15 protein-coding genes are annotated in these 17,130 nt (G+C 44.6%); 7 read left to right on the top strand and 8 right to left on the bottom strand.

Annotation, left to right across the window (positions count from 1 at the left end; genetic code table 11):
* Positions 1-327: 327 nt before the first annotated feature.
* The gene (locus BacF7301_RS01690) at positions 328-2,052 is read left to right on the top strand and encodes an ATP-binding protein (RefSeq protein WP_167959687.1); all 1,725 of its coding nucleotides are present in this window, start codon (positions 328-330) and stop codon (positions 2,050-2,052) included.
* Between the two features lie 61 nt (positions 2,053-2,113).
* Here the strand turns inward: BacF7301_RS01690 and buk are convergent, their stop codons facing one another.
* Positions 2,114-3,175, bottom strand: a complete 1,062-nt coding sequence (gene buk, locus BacF7301_RS01685; RefSeq protein ID WP_167959686.1) for a butyrate kinase — start codon at positions 3,173-3,175, stop codon at positions 2,114-2,116.
* Positions 3,176-3,220: 45 nt separating this feature from the next.
* Positions 3,221-4,177 carry a phosphate acyltransferase gene (locus BacF7301_RS01680; RefSeq protein ID WP_167959685.1) on the bottom strand — a complete coding sequence of 319 codons (957 nt, stop codon included), beginning with the start codon at positions 4,175-4,177 and terminating at the stop codon, positions 3,221-3,223.
* A gap of 179 nt (positions 4,178-4,356) precedes the next feature.
* Between BacF7301_RS01680 and BacF7301_RS01675 the strand changes: the two genes are divergently transcribed.
* The 4 genes from BacF7301_RS01675 (at position 4,357) to BacF7301_RS01660 (ending at position 7,570) form a co-directional block, all read left to right on the top strand.
* Positions 4,357-5,160 carry a glycoside hydrolase family 16 protein gene (locus BacF7301_RS01675; protein ID WP_167959684.1) on the top strand — a complete coding sequence of 268 codons (804 nt, stop codon included), beginning with the start codon at positions 4,357-4,359 and terminating at the stop codon, positions 5,158-5,160.
* 10 nt (positions 5,161-5,170) lie between these two features.
* Entirely contained in the window at positions 5,171-6,079 is a 909-nt protein-coding gene (locus BacF7301_RS01670; protein WP_167959683.1) for a S66 peptidase family protein, read from the top strand.
* Between the two features lie 70 nt (positions 6,080-6,149).
* The gene (locus tag BacF7301_RS01665) at positions 6,150-7,133 is read left to right on the top strand and encodes a M20 family metallopeptidase (protein WP_167959682.1); all 984 of its coding nucleotides are present in this window, start codon (positions 6,150-6,152) and stop codon (positions 7,131-7,133) included.
* 11 nt (positions 7,134-7,144) lie between these two features.
* Positions 7,145-7,570, top strand: a complete 426-nt coding sequence (locus tag BacF7301_RS01660; protein WP_004316653.1) for a SufE family protein — start codon at positions 7,145-7,147, stop codon at positions 7,568-7,570.
* Between the two features lie 15 nt (positions 7,571-7,585).
* On the opposite strand, the gene BacF7301_RS01655 is transcribed toward BacF7301_RS01660, so the two are convergent.
* The 5 genes from BacF7301_RS01655 to BacF7301_RS01635 form a co-directional block, all read right to left on the bottom strand.
* Positions 7,586-8,365 carry a CPBP family intramembrane glutamic endopeptidase gene (locus BacF7301_RS01655; protein ID WP_167959681.1) on the bottom strand — a complete coding sequence of 260 codons (780 nt, stop codon included), beginning with the start codon at positions 8,363-8,365 and terminating at the stop codon, positions 7,586-7,588.
* A 135-nt stretch (positions 8,366-8,500) separates the two neighbouring features.
* Positions 8,501-9,484 carry a bifunctional riboflavin kinase/FAD synthetase gene (locus BacF7301_RS01650; protein ID WP_167959680.1) on the bottom strand — a complete coding sequence of 328 codons (984 nt, stop codon included), beginning with the start codon at positions 9,482-9,484 and terminating at the stop codon, positions 8,501-8,503.
* A gap of 11 nt (positions 9,485-9,495) precedes the next feature.
* Positions 9,496-10,119: an HAD family hydrolase gene (locus tag BacF7301_RS01645; protein ID WP_167959679.1), complete on the bottom strand. Its 624-nt coding sequence runs from the start codon at positions 10,117-10,119 to the stop codon at positions 9,496-9,498.
* The gene (locus BacF7301_RS01640; protein ID WP_167959678.1) at positions 10,109-12,814 is read right to left on the bottom strand and encodes a calcium-translocating P-type ATPase, PMCA-type; all 2,706 of its coding nucleotides are present in this window, start codon (positions 12,812-12,814) and stop codon (positions 10,109-10,111) included. The genes BacF7301_RS01645 and BacF7301_RS01640 overlap by 11 nt, the downstream gene beginning before the upstream one ends.
* 90 nt (positions 12,815-12,904) lie before the next feature.
* Complete coding sequence (locus tag BacF7301_RS01635; protein ID WP_245208310.1) at positions 12,905-14,080, bottom strand: sensor histidine kinase; 1,176 nt, start codon at positions 14,078-14,080, stop codon at positions 12,905-12,907.
* 223 nt (positions 14,081-14,303) lie between these two features.
* On the opposite strand from BacF7301_RS01635, the gene rd reads away from it, so the two are divergent.
* On the top strand, positions 14,304-14,468 hold the full coding sequence (rd, locus tag BacF7301_RS01630) for a rubredoxin (protein ID WP_004306971.1): 165 nt from the start codon (positions 14,304-14,306) through the stop codon (positions 14,466-14,468).
* Between the two features lie 131 nt (positions 14,469-14,599).
* Positions 14,600-15,313, top strand: a complete 714-nt coding sequence (locus BacF7301_RS01625) for a hypothetical protein (protein ID WP_167959676.1) — start codon at positions 14,600-14,602, stop codon at positions 15,311-15,313.
* Between the two features lie 101 nt (positions 15,314-15,414).
* Here BacF7301_RS01625 and BacF7301_RS01620 read toward each other — a convergent pair whose 3' ends face one another.
* Positions 15,415-17,112: a Na/Pi cotransporter family protein gene (locus tag BacF7301_RS01620; protein ID WP_167959675.1), complete on the bottom strand. Its 1,698-nt coding sequence runs from the start codon at positions 17,110-17,112 to the stop codon at positions 15,415-15,417.
* Positions 17,113-17,130: the final 18 nt, after the last annotated feature.

Here is a 17,130-nt window from a genome sequence, read left to right as displayed (position 1 = left end):
GTTACTTTCCTTATGAGAAATGATTGATAAACGTATGAGAAATGCACTGTTTTTAAGGTGAAATGGTGAAAAAAGTATGAGAAATGCCGTATTTGATTTTATTTCTCATAGTGTTATCTGTTTGATTAATACGTAATTATCTTGTAATTATGAGAATATGAGAAATGATTTTGCGAAATCGTTTTTAGTGCGCTGAGGAGATTATATTTCGTATTGTTTTTGCACAGTGACATTTCAACTTTCTTTCTCTTTCTTTGTTCTTTCTGCGGGAATGTATTACTTTTGTGTTGCCCATAATGGGTATGAGGACTAAAGAAAGGAACAATTATGGAAGAAGTAAAAAGAATCCCTTATGGCGTTGCCAACTTTGTGGAAGTGGTGGAGCAGAACCAATATTATGTGGATAAAACGATGTATCTGCCTTTGTTGGAAGAGCAGCCCAACAATTTGTTCTTTATCCGTCCCCGCCGTTTCGGCAAGAGCATCTTTCTGAGTATGCTCCGGGCTTATTATGACATCTCTCAAAAAGAAAAGTTCGAAAAACGCTTCGGCAATCTATGGATAGGTAGTCGTCCTACACAGTTGCAAGGAGCTTTCCAAATACTTTATCTTGACTTCTCCAGAGTAGGCGGGCTTGATAGGACACTTGCCCAGAATTTTGATGATTATTGCTGTGGTGGACTGGATGATTTTGCTTCTATCTATGAACCTTATTATTATCCCGGCTTTGAAGAGGAAATGAAAGCCCAATACGGCACTACCAACAAAATAAACTTTCTGGATCGCAAGGCACGTAATAACGGGTCCAAGCTTTATCTGATTGTGGATGAATACGATAATTTCACTAACGTGGTGCTGAACGAGCAAGGCGACAAGGTCTATCATGCCCTGACCCATGCCAGTGGTTTTTATCGCGAAATATTCAAGAAGTTCAAAGGTATGTTTGATCGTATCTTCATGACAGGCGTCAGCCCTGTGACACTGGATGACTTGACTAGCGGATTCAATATCGGTTGGAATATCAGTACCGATTATCAGTTTAACATGATGCTGGGATTCAGCGAGACTGATGTACGCGAGATGATCCGGTATTATAAGGATGCCGGACAGTTACCGGGCAATACGGATATAAATGCGATGATAGAGGAAATGCGCCCGTGGTATGACAATTATTGTTTTGCCAAAGAAAGTTTGGAGCGTGACCCGAAAATGTTCAATTGTGACATGGTGTTCTATTATTTGCGGCATTATATGACTTTGGGTAAATCCCCTGAAGAGATGATAGATCCCAATACCCGCACAGACTACAATAAGATGAAGAAACTCATCCGGCTGGATAAGTTGGACGGTAACCGTAAGGGCGTATTGCGCAAAATCACGGAAGAGGGGCAGATTGTCACCACGTTAGTGACTACCTTTCCCGCTACCGATATTACCAAACCGGAGATTTTCCCCAGCCTGCTTTTCTATTATGGTATGCTCACCATTACCGCCACTCGTGGCAACTATCTGGTGTTGAGTATTCCCAATAATAACGTGCGTAAGCAGTATTACGAATTTCTGTTGGAAGAATATCAGGACAACCGACATATCAATCTGATTGACCTTGGACTGATGTATTATGAGATGGCCTACGACGGTCATTGGCGTGAAACACTGGAATTTATCGCCCATGCCTACAAGGAAAACTCTTCCGTGCGAAGTGCCATCGAAGGCGAGCGCAACCTGCAAGGCTTCTTTACTGCCTACTTGAGTACGAATGCCTATTACCTGATAGCTCCGGAAGTGGAATTGAACCACGGTTATTGCGACCTGTTCCTAATGCCCGACTTGATGCGCTATGACGTGAAGCACAGCTATATTATTGAACTGAAATACCTCTCCGCCAAGGACTCGGAAGCAAAAGCCGAAGCCCAGTGGCAAGAAGCCGTAGAGCAGATAAAAGGGTATGCTGTCGGTGCTAAGGTACGCCAGATGGTGCACGACACCGAGCTACATTGCATCGTGATGCAATTTCGCGGATGGGAGTTGGAGCGGATGGAGGAAGTTTGACATAATCAATAACATTTGGGGCAAGATAGGCGGTTAACCCATTCTTGTGCAAAAGGTCATGTTACTTGTAGACCTGTATAGGCAACTCTCCTTTCAATGCCCCTATCGCATTAAAAGCCAGTGACTCCATTTCATTCTCTCCGGGATAGATATGGATAGGAGCCAGAAATGAGATGCGCTTTTTGAGTCGTGAAATGACATAATCAGAATAAGCGATTCCCCCGGTCAGAAGGATGGCATCTATTTTCCCGCATAGGACGGTAGCGGCTCCACCGATGGCTTTTGCTACATTATAAATCATGGCATCCAATATCAGTTCCGCTTTTTTATCCCCTTCTTCTATGGACTTGATAATGGCAGGTACATCGGTAGTCCCCAAATGTGCCGTCAGACCGGCGCGACCGGAAATGCGTTTTTTTAATTCATCTTTCGTGTGCTGCCCGCTGAAACAAAGGTCAATGAGTTGACCTGCCGGAAGCGTTCCGGCACGTTCCGGTGAGAAAGGGCCTTCACCGTCCAATGCATTGTTCGCGTCGATAGCACGTCCGTGATGGTGGACAGCTATCGAAATGCCGCCGCCCAGATGACAGATAATCAAATCAAGTTCCTCATACCTTGTTCCCTGTTCTTTGGCAAAACGCCGGGCTATTGCCTTTTGATTCAATGCATGCCAGATGGTAATTTTCGGCATAAGCGGAGAGCCTGTAATACGGGCTATATCTTCCAGTTCGTCTACCACTCCCGGGTCGGCAATGAAAGCAGGGCAATCGGGAAGAGAGGATGCCAGTTCTTTTGCTATCAAACCACCGAGGTTGCAGGCATGTGTACGCATGGCATGCAATGTGTCCCGTACCATAGCCTCGTTCACTTCATATACGCCGCCGGGAATGGGTTTTACCAATCCGCCACGCCCGATGACAGCATCAAAAGCAAAAGGAATCCCATTAGACTCTAATTCTTGAAGTACCAGGTTCTTTCGGAACTCAAACTGGTCTATCACTTGCGGATAAACGGATAATTCTTCTACCGTATGCTTGATATTGCTGACCAACAGAGGTGTTTCGTTTTCATATACAGCAATTTTGGTAGAGGTGGAACCGGGATTGATGACCAGAATCTTCATAGAGTCTAATGTTTTAAGTATGGATTATGAACTGTGAATTGCGAATTATGAATTATTACCTTGATTAAGCACCTGCTTTCTGCACTCGCAATCCCCTGACACTTGCAGGCATGCCATGGCTATACTGTAATATTTGGACAATCCCGAATCACTACGTGACGGAAGGACTACGGGACAAACAGGACCTTGCAGCAATCCTGCCATTTCTGCATTGGCAAACAAAGAAACAGACTTGTAAAAAGCATTTCCAGATTCTATATTAGGGAATATAAGCACATCTGCCTGTCCGTTGATAGGAGATACAATACCTTTTATATCCCCGCTTGCCTGCTCGCAAGCCGTACGTACATCCAGCGGCCCGTCGATAATGACGTTTCCGAACTCTCCGGCTTCAGCTAATTCCACAATATTCACATAATCCAATGAATGAGGGAACTTCGCGCTTACTTTCTCCGTGCAGTGAATCAATGCCACGCGTGGTTGTTCAATGCCGAAGTGCCGGCAGGTACAAATGGCATACCAGATCATTTCTATACGTTGCTGTAAGGTAGGACGTGGGATTACCGCCGCATCCGAGAAGAAAAGTAATTTATGATAAGTCGGAATTTCCATCACTGCCAGATGCGTGAGGATTTTCCCTTTCGGAAGCAGTCCTTTTTCTTTGTCGAGTATGGCATGCAATAAGTTGTCCGTATTGATGATTCCTTTCATTAAAATATCCGCTCCGCCCTCACGAACGATACGTACGGCTTCGCGCGCCGCTTCGTCCGAATCTTCTATATGGATGGTTTTCACGTATTCCGGATATTGCTTGAGCGTAGGGTATTTCTCAAGGATAGCCGAGTCTCCAATCATCAGAAACTCCGCAATCCCCTCTTCCAAAGCACGCGTAATCGCATACTCGGTATTAGGATCATTGGCACAAACCACGGCAATCCGTTTTCTGTGGTTTAGTTTCCTGAGGTGTTCTGTGAGTTGGGCAAAATTTAGAATAGGTTCCATAACGTTAGATTTTTAGCAAATATCAGAAAAATGATTGAAAAAATAAGGATTATAACCCGAAAAAATACATCTGTTGTGTAACATTTTGCTATATTTCATTTGTTTTGCCCGCTAGATGCGCATGGAATCGTTTTTTCGTGTATTTTTGCATACATAAATCCCCCAAATAATAAAACGACATGAAACAGTTTAAAAATCTATTATTTATTAGCTTGATTCTCCTTTGTTGGTTGCTTGCGTCCTGCAAAACATCCAAAACTCCGTCCGGATGGACCTTGGCCTGGGAAGAGAATTTCAATCAGAAAAAGGATTTCGATTTGAAGGTATGGAGCAAGATTCCGCGGGGAAAATCCGACTGGAATAACTATATGACCGACTTTGATTCTTGTTATTCCATGCGTAAAGGCAAATTGGTACTGCGAGGTATCGCCAATCATACACAGCGCAATGATACTGCTCCCTATTTGACAGGCGGTGTCTATACGAAAGGTAAGAAAGCTTTTGATAGCGGGCGTATCGAGATTTGTGCCAAGTTGAATGCTGCCAAAGGAGCATGGCCTGCCATCTGGATGCTACCGGAAAAAGCTGCTTGGCCGTCGGGTGGCGAAATTGACATCATGGAACGTTTGAATTACGATTCCATAGCCTATCAGACGGTACATTCTCATTATACCTATACGTTGGGCATCAAGGATAATCCGCCGTCACATTCTACCGGAGTGATTCATCCGGAGAGGTACAATGTTTTTGCCGTCGAGATGTCTCCGGACAGTCTTTCATTTTATGTCAATGACGTACATACATTCACATATCCTCGCATACAAACAAAAGAAGAAGGACAATTCCCCTTCAACCAACCTTTTTATCTGCTGATTGACATGCAGTTGGGTGGTTCGTGGGTAGGAGCTGTCGAACCTGAAGACCTGCCGGTGGAGATGGAAGTGGACTGGGTACGTTTTTATCAGCGAAAGTCAACAAAATAGAGTATAGAATATGGATATTCAATTTCCCCCCTTTTTGCAGAAGGGTGATAAAGTAGTCATCGTGTCGCCTTCCAGCAAGATAGACAAGCAATTTCTGAAAGGAGCCAGGAAACGGATCGAGTCATGGGGCTTGAAGGTTGCCATCGGAAAGCATGCCGGCGGTTCTTCCGGAAGATATGCCGGAACAATCAAGCAGCGTCTTAAAGACTTGCAGGATGCGATGGATGATCCGGACGTGAAAGCTATTCTTTGCAGCCGCGGGGGATATGGAGCGGTGCATTTGATAGATAAGATTGATTTCACGGCTTTTTATGAGCACCCGAAATGGTTGCTTGGGTTCAGTGACATCACGGCGTTGCACAATCTGTTTCAGAAAAACGGATACGCATCCTTGCATTCATTGATGGCACGCCATCTTACAGTGGAGCCGGAAGATGACCCGTGTACTTCGTATCTAAAGAATATCCTGTTCGGCAACCTGCCTGTTTATACTTGCGAAAAGCATAAACTGAATAAGCAGGGGAGCGCACAAGGCATTTTGCATGGTGGAAACATGGCAGTGGCTTACGGTCTGCGGGGGACTCCTTATGATATTCCGGCGGAAGGTACGGTGCTGTTTATAGAAGACGTCAGCGAACGGCCTCATGCCATTGAACGTATGATGTACAATCTGAAACTGGGGGGTGTGCTCGAAAAATTGTCCGGGCTTATTATCGGGCAGTTTACTGAATATGAGGAAGATCGCTCTTTGGGGAAAGAGTTATACGCAGCCTTGGCGGATTTGGTGAAAGAGTATGATTATCCCGTTTGTTTTAATTTTCCGGTGGGGCATGTCACTCATAATTTACCGCTTGTCAATGGTGCAAAAGTGGAACTCACGGTCGGAAAGAAAAATGTCGAATTAAAGTTTATTTGTTAATAATCTATTCCATCTGAACAATGCTGTGATGAAAATGACTAATTTTGAGGCTTTAATAGAACAGAGGACGATGAAAAAGAAACCTATGATAGTATTGACAAGCGCCTTTTTGTTGTTATCGGCTTTCTCTTGCGGAGGCGGCAACAAGGCAAATAGTACAAATGAACAAAGCGAGAAGGTAGTCGTGAACGTACCACAGTTTGATGCGGACAGTGCTTATCTGTATGTAAAGAATCAGGTGGATTTCGGACCTCGTGTGCCTAATACGAAGGAGCACGTTGCTTGTGGAAATTATTTGGCCAAGCAGTTGAAAGATTTCGGTGCGCAGGTGACCGACCAGTATGCTGACCTGATAGCTTATGACGGAACTTTGCTGAAAGCGCGGAATATCATCGGTTCTTATAAGCCGGAAAGCAAGAAAAGAATAGCTTTGTTTGCGCATTGGGATACTCGTCCCTGGGCTGACAACGATCCTGATGAAAAGAACCATAAGACGCCTATTCTGGGTGCGAATGATGGAGCAAGCGGGGTGGGAGCTTTGTTGGAAATCGCCCGTTTGGTTAATCAACAGCAACCGGAACTGGGTATTGATATTATTTTCCTTGACGCGGAAGATTATGGAGCGCACGACCAGAATAATGAAGAATCATGGTGTCTGGGAGCACAGTATTGGGCGCGTAACCCTCATGTGCAGGGATATAATGCCCGTTTCGGCATACTGCTCGATATGGTGGGCGGTAAAAATACCGTTTTCCTGAAAGAATCATATTCAGAACAGTTTGCGCCGGACATCAACAAGAAAGTCTGGAAAGCAGCCAAGAAACTGGGATATGGCAAAATGTTCATTGATGAAGACGGCGGAGGAGTGACGGACGATCATTTGTTTATCAACCGCCTGGCACGTATCAAAACGATTGATATCATAGCTTCTGATCCCGAAGGTGGATTTACTCCTACCTGGCATACGCTTACGGATAACATGGAGCATATTGATAAAAATACATTGAAAGCAGTCGGACAGACTGTAATGGAAGTAATCTATAACGAGAAATAAAATTAAATAATATGTCAATTAATGAATTGCAGGACGAAGTTATTGCTGAATTCAGTGACTTCGACGATTGGATGGACCGCTACCAACTACTTATTGACTTGGGAAATGAGCAGGAACCGCTGGAAGAAAAATATAAAACGGAGCAGAATCTGATTGAAGGATGCCAAAGCCGGGTATGGCTTCAAGCGGATGATGTAGACGGTAAGATTGTTTTTAAAGCAGAAAGTGACGCGCTGATTGTAAAAGGAATCATTGCTTTATTGATAAAAGTACTGTCAGGGCACACGCCTGATGAAATATTGAATACCGACCTTTATTTTATTGATAAAATCGGATTGAAAGAGCATCTGTCACCTACTCGCAGCAACGGTTTGCTGTCGATGGTAAAACAAATACGGATGTATGCATTGGCATTCAAGGCAAAAGAGGGGAAGTAAAAACTTCCCTTTTTTTTATTCTTGCTTTTTAGTAGTCAGGTAACGCATGGTCAGAATACTTCCGATAAGTAACAGGAGTGCTCCGGATAAGATAACCAGATAGGGAGTGCCGCTTATCAAGTCGTCCATATTTTCCGCTTCGGGATATTTGATGCTGAGATAGACGGACAGGGAATTGTTCAGTATATGCATGAGGATACAGGGAATCAGGCTGCCGGTCTTATAATACGTCCATGCCAGCAGAATACCAATCAGAAATGCCGGAAGTATCTGGGCGGGATTGATGTGGAAGACACCGAACAGAAGTGCGGAGATGAGAATGGCTTTCGTCGGATTGTACTGTTGCAAGAGTGCTTTGGTAATGGCGCCCCGGAATAATAGCTCTTCGAGCACAGGCCCTACGATAGCTATCGCAAGAATACCGCCCCAACCGGATTGAAGAATATCGAAAGATTGCTCCATGATATTAGGAATCCAGTCCATCAGACTCATAAGTGCGGATACCAGAAATCCGCCGGTAAGGATAGCCAATGCGCTGCCAATCAGATAGGGGGGGGATACAAGCGACCATGTAGACTTTTGTGTGCTGATATAGCCTGCTTTCCAGAGATAGATACCCATCATAATCTGGCCTGCCAGTTGTGCCGGAATCATGATTGTCTGCGTTAAGACAGCTTTATCCAGATTCCCGGTAGTGACCAATAAATAGAGGGTACAGGGAATCATAATCAGAATCGGAGCGACGATCTGCGCGATGAGAAGGTCGATCAGTATTAACTTGATGGCTGTCTTCATAAGGCTTATGCGCTTTATTTAACGGTAAAGAAACTGCATATGAACATAGCCAACATGGATATGGCTATTACCACCAGAGAGATACTCATAAATGTCTTTTGCATAAGAATCTACTTTTAAGTTGTCATTATTAGATTATTCATTTTTTTTCTGTTGGGAACAGCCTGTTTCTTTGGCAAGCAGGATGGATTCTGTTTCTTCAGCGTCTTTATGAAGCTGTACGATTAGCTCGTCGATACTGTCATATTTCAGTTCGGGACGAGTCCGCTTTACAAAAGTAAGCCGGATAAACTTGTCGTATATGTTGGAGTGGAAGTGAAGGATATTCACTTCAATCGTCCGGTTGGGGCCATTGCCAATCGTCGGGCGGACGCCTATATTCAACATACCCATATAGGTTTTTCCGTCAAAGGTCACCCATACGGCATAAACGCCATCCGCAGGAATGAGTTTGTCCGGATCGTCCACACTTAAGTTGGCGGTCGGGAAACCGATTTTCCTGCCTACCTGATAACCGCCTACAACGGTTCCGTCCAGAAAATATTCGTATCCCAGGCAACGGGCTGCTAAGTCTACATCTCCTTTATGAAGCAGTTTGCGGATTAGCGAAGAACTGACTGTTATATGTTCCCCGTCTTCCATTTCTATATTGTTGGCATATGCTTTTGCTTGGATAACTTCTATGCCGATTTCTTTTCCGTAACGTACATAGTCCTCGAATCCTTCGCTGCGGTTGTGTCCGAAACGATGGTCGTAGCCGATTACCAGACACTCTACCTGGAAGCGTTCTTTGAGTACCTGAGTCATGAATTCACGTGCCGTCAGTCGGGAAATATCCGGGGTGAAGTCGAGCATCAGGCAGTAGTCTACTCCGATGTCGGACAGTAAGTTGATTTTTTCTTCCGGTGTGGTCAGAAGTTCCGGGCGATAGTCGGCGTTCATCACTTTGCGGGGATGAACAGGGAAAGTAACCAGTGCAGAACGTAGACTTTTGGCTGCGGCTATCTCTTTCACTTGTTGGATGAGATAGCGATGTCCTGCATGAACTCCATCAAAGAAACCGATGGTAGCTACGCAGGGTTCCGGAGTGAGGGGCGATATGTCACGTATAATCTGCATTTCCACGGGTTTTATTTGCTTTTGAAAAGATGGCTCCAGTCTTCGCCGGCTTTTGCCGTATAGGTGGAGATGCCCAGTTCCTGAGCCGCCTTGCAGTTTAATTCAGAGTCATCAATGAAGAGTGTCTCTTGAGGTTCGATACCCGCATCCTCAATGACCGCCTTAAAAATATCCGCTTCCGGTTTTACCATGTGCATCTCATAAGAGAGATAGGCTTTTTCGAAGTAGTCTTCCACTCTGAAGGTACGATATGGAAACAGGTTGTGGCAGGCATATCTCCAATGGATCTCATTTGTGTTGCTAAGCAGGTAGACTACATATTTGGAGCGCAATTCCAGCAGTAAGTCAAGCTTATATTTGGGGATGTCTACCAGAAAACTGTTCCAGGCAGCATCTATTTGTTTGTCACTGACTACTTTCCCCATCATGTCCCGGAGCCCGTTCCGGAATTCGGCGGAAGTGATCAGACCTTTTTCCTGCTGCATGAATATTCCATGCAGTTGTTGGATATTCAATCGCTCTTCTACGTCTGTGAACCCTAATTTCTTAAAGTTCTCCATACAACGTTGGCGGTCGAGATTGATAAGCACACCGCCCAAATCAATAAGAAGGTTTTTAATTCCTTTACTTTTCATTTCTACTCTTTTTGTGAATAATACGTTGAACAAGGCGAACAAGTTCTCCAACCCATAACACCGTGGACGAAACGCCTATAATTAAAAGCCAGGTTTGCCAGTCGAGTGGTGTCGTACGGAATACAGCTCCACCGAACTGCACAATCAGGAATTGTCCGACCAGGATGGCAAGCACAATCAGTTCCATACCATACGATTTGGAAAGCCCTTTGAATGCCGAGTCGGTAGTACCGAATACGCGGGCATTGAAGAGGTTCCAGAATTGTAACATGACAAAGAAGGTAAAGAAAATAGTGAGGTTGTGTATATCCATACCCTGCGGGCTGTGGTCGAAATAATAAATCATTCCGAGCAGTACGATAAGGAAAATAGAACCTACACCTATTATATTAGACCGCATTGCTTTACTGATGATGAAATCAGTGCCGCGACGGGGTTTTTCAAGCATCACAGTTTCGCTGGGCGGAATGGAAGCCAAAGCCAAAGCGGCAAAGGTATCCATAATCAGGTTTACCCATAACATTTGCGTTACGGTCAGCGGAAGTTCCGTACCGATAACCGACCCCAGCAGAACGATAAGCAGCGCGACGAAATTAATCGTCAACTGGAAAACAATGAAACGCTGGATATTCTTATAAAGTGAACGTCCCCACATGACAGCGGTTCCGATACTGTTGAACGAGTCGTCGAGCAAGGTTATGTCACTGGCTTCTTTGGCTACGGAAGTTCCCGTTCCCATCGAGAGGCCGACTTGTGCATGATTCAAAGCGGGTGCGTCGTTCGTACCGTCTCCGGTTACGGCTACTACCGCTCCTTTCTGCTGGAGTAATTGTACCAGGCGTTGTTTATCCGTCGGGCGGGCACGCGACATGATTTTAAGCTCCATCACCCGGTCTAATGCTTCTTCGTCACTCAATTCGGCGAATGCCACTCCGGTGATACGATTCCGCTCCGTATCCGTCTCCGGATTCCAAAGACCTATCTGGCGGGCAATCTCCGTAGCAGTTCCCGGTGTGTCACCGGTCACAATCTTGATACCGATACCTGCCGACTGGCATTTGGCTACGGCAGCAGGCACATCCGGACGAATCGGATCGGAAATGGCCACGACGCCTAAGAAGTTCAAATCATTGGCTGATACCAGCTCCGTACAGTCATTCGGCTCGTTCTCCCCTACAATCTTGAAAGCAAATCCAAGTGTGCGCATCGCCATATTCTGATAATTCAGCAATTGCGCTTCTACTGTCGAACGGTATTCCACGGCATCTACCCGATTCCCGTCCAGTACAACTTCCTTGCACTTGCCGAGAACAATTTCCGGTGCTCCTTTGATATAGAGTATTTTCTTTCCGATTAATGGCGATTCTACAAGTGTCGCCATGAATTTCCGTTCGGTGGAGAACGTTAGCTGGTCGAGGATATGTGCATTCTCACGAAGTGCCAGATAATCTCTTCCCTGGCTGTTCAGCCATAATAACAAAGCCACTTCGGTAGGATTTCCTACTCCTTTCGGCTTTTCACCGGCAGCCGATTCTTCAAGAAAAGCGGTAGAATTGGCACTGATGCCTTCTGCGATAAGTGCGCTGATATCATCGTCGGACAAGTCGCTGCCGTTCTTGATACCATAGAAGTTGGGTTCGTGCACCTGCATCAGGTTTTGTGTCAGCGTACCGGTCTTGTCCGTGCAAATCACAGTGATAGCTCCCATCGTTTCGCAGGCGTGCATCTTCCGTACCAGGTTGTTAGTAGAGAGCATACGGCGCATATTCAACGCCAGGCTGAGGGTGACGCTCATTGGCAAGCCTTCGGGCACGGCTACTACAATCAAAGTAACCGCCATCATAAAGTATTTGAGTGTCCGCTCGAAAACGGGAAGCCATTCATGCCATCCGTTCAATGCGCCGAAATCAAAGGCGAACAATACATCTTTCACAAAGAAGATAAGGAAAGCGAGTCCCGCAACGGTAAAACCTATTTTTCCAATCAGATTGGCAAGTTTTGTCAACTGAATGTTCAGCGGAGTCGGTTCCAGATTATCTTCCGTGCTTTGGCGGGCTACTTTCCCGATTTCGGTAGCGTCTCCCACATGCAGTACGCGCATGGTTCCGTGTCCGTCGACTACCGTAGTGCCGCGCATCACCAAATTGGAAGCATACGTTGCCTCTTCGTCAAAATCCGCTTCTATGGTCGTTTTATTTATAACGGGTTCTCCTGTCAGATTGGATTCGTTTACCTGCAAAGAAATTGCTTCCAGCAACTCACCGTCCGCGGGAATTTCCTCACCGGTTTCCAGAATGACTATATCGCCTACCACTATGTCTTTACGGGGAACTTCCTGCACACGTCCGTTGCGGATGACTTTTACCAACGTCTCTTCGTTGACAGCATTCAGCAAATCGAATTTCTTGCTGGCATCATATTCGAAAAAGAAACCTATACCGGTAGCCAGCAGGATGGCGGCAATGATTCCGATAGTTTCGGCGTATTCATTTTCGATGATGGAGATGATAAGGGAAAATGCGGCTGCTACTAACAGTACACGCACCACCGGGTCTTCAAATTTTTCGAGATAAAGCTTCCAGAGGGAAGGACGCTTGGGGGGCGTTAACAGGTTGATACCATTTTTTTCCCTGCTTTGAAGGACTTCATTGTCTGTAAGTCCTATATGATAAAAGTCATCTTTATTTGTACTCATGCAGATACATGCGTTTAGTTTGGACTGCAAAAGTACAACATAATATTGTGATAAAATGTTTAATTAAAACTTTTTATGAAGATAGATTTATTACTGAGGTTTGCCACACGTCCGGTAGGGGATAGTGAACCAGAATGTAGAGCCTTCGCCTTCTACGGAGTCTGCTCCAATCTGCCCGTCCAGCTTGGCAACGATAGTTTGGGAGATGGAAAGTCCCAGTCCGGTTCCCTTTTTGTCTTTGTTCAGCTTCACGAAACGCCCGAATACGTCCGGCAATTTGTCTGCCGGGATACCTGCTCCGGTATCCTTTACATAAAAATAAAGTTCAGTGTCTCTCGCCTCATATCCGATGCGTACCGTACCTTCTGTGGTGAATTTAATCGCATTGGTGGTAAAGTTGGAAAGTACCTGAGCCACCCGGTTGCGGTCGGTTGAAATGAGGCAGGAAGAACGCGACGGTTCTGCTATAATTTTAATCATCCCGCCAGCGTCGTTCACCCGCATTTGGAAAAGCTGCTGCAAATCTGAAAGTAACAGGTTGATATCAACCGTAGTATATACAAACTCCAAAGTTCCGGCTTCAATCTTTGACATGTCGAGAATGTCATTGACCAACTGCATCAGGAGGTCGGCGTTCATCTTTATGATTTCCTGATATTGGGCTTTTTCCTCTTCTGTATTGGCACTGCCCATTATTTCCGCAAATCCGGTGATGGCATTGAGAGGGGTGCGTATCTCATGGCTCATATTAGCCAGGAATGCTGATTTGGAAATATCGGCTTTCTCCGCTTTTTCTTTGGCGTGTATCAATTCTTTTTCCGCTTTCTTCAGGCGGGTGACATCATGGACGGTAAGTACCATGTTTTCTTTTTCGTCCAACAGGAAGTATGAACCGGAGATGACAGCATTGCACTCTACCGTCTCATTGTCGGAAGTAGCTACGGTCAGTGTCGCTTCGAGGTCGGTGAAATTCCTTCTTTGTTCGAAAGACTGGCGTATGGCAGTACGTATCGGGCAGGAGCCGCAAAAACTATGCGTTCCGCAGCCACCTTCCGCAGCCAATGCGTTGCGGCATTGCAGCAGGTCGCCCACTCTTTTTTCTTCCACTGCTTTTTTTGTTCCGGTTTTCTGATAGTAGTTGGTTTTCAGAACCTTGAAATCGTTATCTATTAACAGGATAAAAGCATGCACATTTTTTAGAACAGACCCGGCGATATGATTGGTACGTTCCAATTTTCTGGACTCCCGGAATAATCGCTGTTGCATTCGGAGACATTTTCTGCGCTCCCATAAAAAACTGAGTAACAGGACCGCACACAAGACTATTAATGTAGATAATAATGCTATAAGCATACTTGTATATTGTTGCTTTAGTTTGGTTAATTTGATCACAAAGATAGTTTTTTATTTCAGTATTAAAAAAGTGTTGAACAAATATCTTGCTATTTGTGTTATATAAATTAGAAAACCAATTAAAAATACGAACGTTATGAAGAAGTACATTTGCACGGTCTGTGAATATATTTACGACCCCGAACAAGGAGATCCGGAAAGCGGAATTGAACCAGGAACTGCGTTTGAAGACATTCCTGATGATTGGACTTGTCCACTTTGTGGAGTCGGAAAAGAAGATTTCGAACCGTACGAAGGATAAAACAGAGAGGGAGAGAATTTATTAAGTGGAAATGACCGGATACAATATGTGTCCGGTCATTTTTATTTTTATGCCCAGAAATTATCCTGCTAGCTATAAATGTAATATCTTTGCATACAAAAATAAGAATCATGCATAATAAAACAACTGTCTCTATCGACTCAAACGATCTCTTATATCCCGTAATCTGTCTTTTATTGATATTCAGCCTGTTGATGGTTGGTTGTAGTGATGACGAAAACGAGAAGGAGTCGCCTGTCCCGGAAGTTCCGGATTATAGTACGATAATAGTCAAAGATATACAGAATATACCTGATAATTTCACATTCGACCGAGTTGAGGTAAAAGTAACGGGTGCTGACTGGCAAGTGATTGAGACTCTTGAATTTCCTTATGAAAACGGGCAGATTGTAATGACACTTCCTGCCACTTTCCCTTCGGAGAAACTTCAGAAAGTAGATCGCCAGGATGGTGGTATGACTGGTTATTGGACCGGATTCTCGGACGACGGCGATGCGCTTGTAGCGACATTAGGGGATTTTTTTGTTTTTAAAGGTGATACGAGAGTAGGGCGAATTGCTATTTCCAACTGGTCCGGCAAAGGTTCTGCTGCGGGAAAAGCAACACTGATGAGTTATCAGTATGCCGACCGACCTTTCATATTGACCAGTAATCCTAAAGATAAATCTTATTATTATAGTGATTGCTCTTTTAAAGAAGGGTGGAATATTTTTGCTAATATCAATCCTTCATCGGAAAACGGTACAGCAAAAGTTCTTCGAACAACTGCTGTACCGGAATCTACTTTATTTTGGCGACTGGCGGAATCATATGTATATAATTAGTAGTAAAGATCTTGATTAATAAATAAAAAAGGAGAATCAGTTTTATGCATTGGCATCACAGATTCTCCTTTTTTATTATTTATTCTTCCCGATTAAGTCGTTCAGGAAGCCTTCTTTTCTTTCACATCACTGCTGGCTTCTACCACATTTACTATATAGTCGCCCAGTTTCTCACATTCGGCGATAATATCCATGTAGTAAACTCCCATTTGATAATCATATTCCTTGTTGTTCACATCCAGGATATTCTGATTCTTCAGTTGGTTGCGGTAATTATTGATTTCGTTTTCGATATTGAAAGACTTGTTGATGTCAATACTCTGATGTTCCGGTTTCTCTACCACCACAATCATTTGTGCAAGAGCGTCATTCGTCAGCTTCATCATGAAGTGAATATGCTCGTATTGCTTTTCGGTAAAGTCCTGGTTTGTCTGACGCTTCCGGTTGACGGTACGTGCCAGGTTGTAACAACTGTCCCCGATACTTTCAATCTCCGTCACTTCACGTAGCATGGCGCGTATCTGCAACTTACTTTCAGAACTCAGACGACCTTCGGATACCTGGTTCAGATAGTTGGCTATTTCCAACTCCATATTGTCGCTGATATTCTCGTATTTCTCTATCCGGCTGAACAGCTTGTTGAAATCATCATCCTTTTCCGTATGCAGCAAGTCCTGCACCATGCCGAACATACGATGGGTACGTTCTGCAAAAAGATGAATCTCCTTGCGTGCCTGAAGAATGGAAAGCTCCGCCGTAGACAGCATACCGCCGGTGATAAACCGCAGTCTCGGTTCTTCGTCCTCTTCCTTCGGATGGATTAAAGCACATACGGTGCGTTCAATCAATTTCACACCCCATATCAGAAGACATACGTTACAGATATTGAAGATAGAGTGGAAGGCGGACAACTTGTAAGAGATAGCAACTTCCGGATTGCTTGTCTGGAAGAAAGTGTCTACTACCCAGTTTACAAACTGCATGAAAGGATGGAAGATAATCAATACCCAGATAACACCGAACACATTAAAAACAAAATGCGCCAATGCTGCCCGTTTAGCCTGTGTGTTGGCTGTTAATGCGGCAAGATTGGCGGTGATTGTAGTTCCGATATTTTCTCCCAGTACGAGGGCTGCTCCCAGTTCCAGACTAATCCATCCGTTGGCACACATAATCAGTGTAATTGCCATCGTGGCGGCAGAAGCCTGTACAATCATGGTCAGTATCGTACCGATGAACAGGAACAGCAGAATGGAGAAGAATCCCATATCCGTGTAGTTCTGTACAAAGGCGAGCATTTCCGGATTGGCGTTCAGGTCGGGCGCATTTGCTTTCAGATAAGAAAGCCCCATGAAGAGGAAAGAGAAACCGAAAATGAATTCACCGACGGACTTGCGGTTGCTTTTACCCGAGAAGATAAGCGGAAGGGCGATGGCCAGAAGAGGAAGGGCAAAGGCGGCCATGTCAACCTTAAATCCGAAAATTGAGATAATCCAGGCAGTGACCGTAGTACCGATGTTGGCACCCATAATGACACTGATAGATTCGGCAAGAGTAAGCAACCCGGCATTAACGAAACTCACGACCATTACCGTCGTTGCTGAAGAAGATTGGATAAGGGCTGTGATTAACACACCTGTTAAAACTCCCGTTACCCTGTTGGTAGTCATTGCCGTCAAGATACTTCGTAGTCTGTCACCCGCGACCTTTTGCAAGCCCTCGCTCATTATCTTCATTCCGTACAGGAAGAGTCCTAATGAACCTATGAGCTTTAAAAAATCATAAAAAGAATATTCCATCTATAATATTTTTAATGG

Source organism: Bacteroides faecium, assembly GCF_012113595.1.
In the GTDB taxonomy this organism is placed as follows: Bacteria; Bacteroidota; Bacteroidia; order Bacteroidales; family Bacteroidaceae; genus Bacteroides; species Bacteroides faecium.
Note: the sequence above shows the minus strand (reverse complement) of the source record. Positions and strands in the feature narration are given on the sequence as shown.

What these genes read in the sequence shown, in the direction of transcription:
- BacF7301_RS01690 (WP_167959687.1), top strand. Translation starts at nt 328, where the DNA reads ATGGAAGAAGTAAAAAGAATCCCTTATGGCGTTGCCAACTTTGTGGAA.
- buk (WP_167959686.1), bottom strand. Translation starts at nt 3,175, where the DNA reads ATGAAGATTCTGGTCATCAATCCCGGTTCCACCTCTACCAAAATTGCT.
- BacF7301_RS01680 (WP_167959685.1), bottom strand. Translation starts at nt 4,177, where the DNA reads ATGGAACCTATTCTAAATTTTGCCCAACTCACAGAACACCTCAGGAAA.
- BacF7301_RS01675 (WP_167959684.1), top strand. Translation starts at nt 4,357, where the DNA reads ATGAAACAGTTTAAAAATCTATTATTTATTAGCTTGATTCTCCTTTGT.
- BacF7301_RS01670 (WP_167959683.1), top strand. Translation starts at nt 5,171, where the DNA reads ATGGATATTCAATTTCCCCCCTTTTTGCAGAAGGGTGATAAAGTAGTC.
- BacF7301_RS01665 (WP_167959682.1), top strand. Translation starts at nt 6,150, where the DNA reads ATGAAAAAGAAACCTATGATAGTATTGACAAGCGCCTTTTTGTTGTTA.
- BacF7301_RS01660 (WP_004316653.1), top strand. Translation starts at nt 7,145, where the DNA reads ATGTCAATTAATGAATTGCAGGACGAAGTTATTGCTGAATTCAGTGAC.
- BacF7301_RS01655 (WP_167959681.1), bottom strand. Translation starts at nt 8,365, where the DNA reads ATGAAGACAGCCATCAAGTTAATACTGATCGACCTTCTCATCGCGCAG.
- BacF7301_RS01650 (WP_167959680.1), bottom strand. Translation starts at nt 9,484, where the DNA reads ATGCAGATTATACGTGACATATCGCCCCTCACTCCGGAACCCTGCGTA.
- BacF7301_RS01645 (WP_167959679.1), bottom strand. Translation starts at nt 10,119, where the DNA reads ATGAAAAGTAAAGGAATTAAAAACCTTCTTATTGATTTGGGCGGTGTG.
- BacF7301_RS01640 (WP_167959678.1), bottom strand. Translation starts at nt 12,814, where the DNA reads ATGAGTACAAATAAAGATGACTTTTATCATATAGGACTTACAGACAAT.
- BacF7301_RS01635 (WP_245208310.1), bottom strand. Translation starts at nt 14,080, where the DNA reads ATGCAACAGCGATTATTCCGGGAGTCCAGAAAATTGGAACGTACCAAT.
- rd (WP_004306971.1), top strand. Translation starts at nt 14,304, where the DNA reads ATGAAGAAGTACATTTGCACGGTCTGTGAATATATTTACGACCCCGAA.
- BacF7301_RS01625 (WP_167959676.1), top strand. Translation starts at nt 14,600, where the DNA reads ATGCATAATAAAACAACTGTCTCTATCGACTCAAACGATCTCTTATAT.
- BacF7301_RS01620 (WP_167959675.1), bottom strand. Translation starts at nt 17,112, where the DNA reads ATGGAATATTCTTTTTATGATTTTTTAAAGCTCATAGGTTCATTAGGA.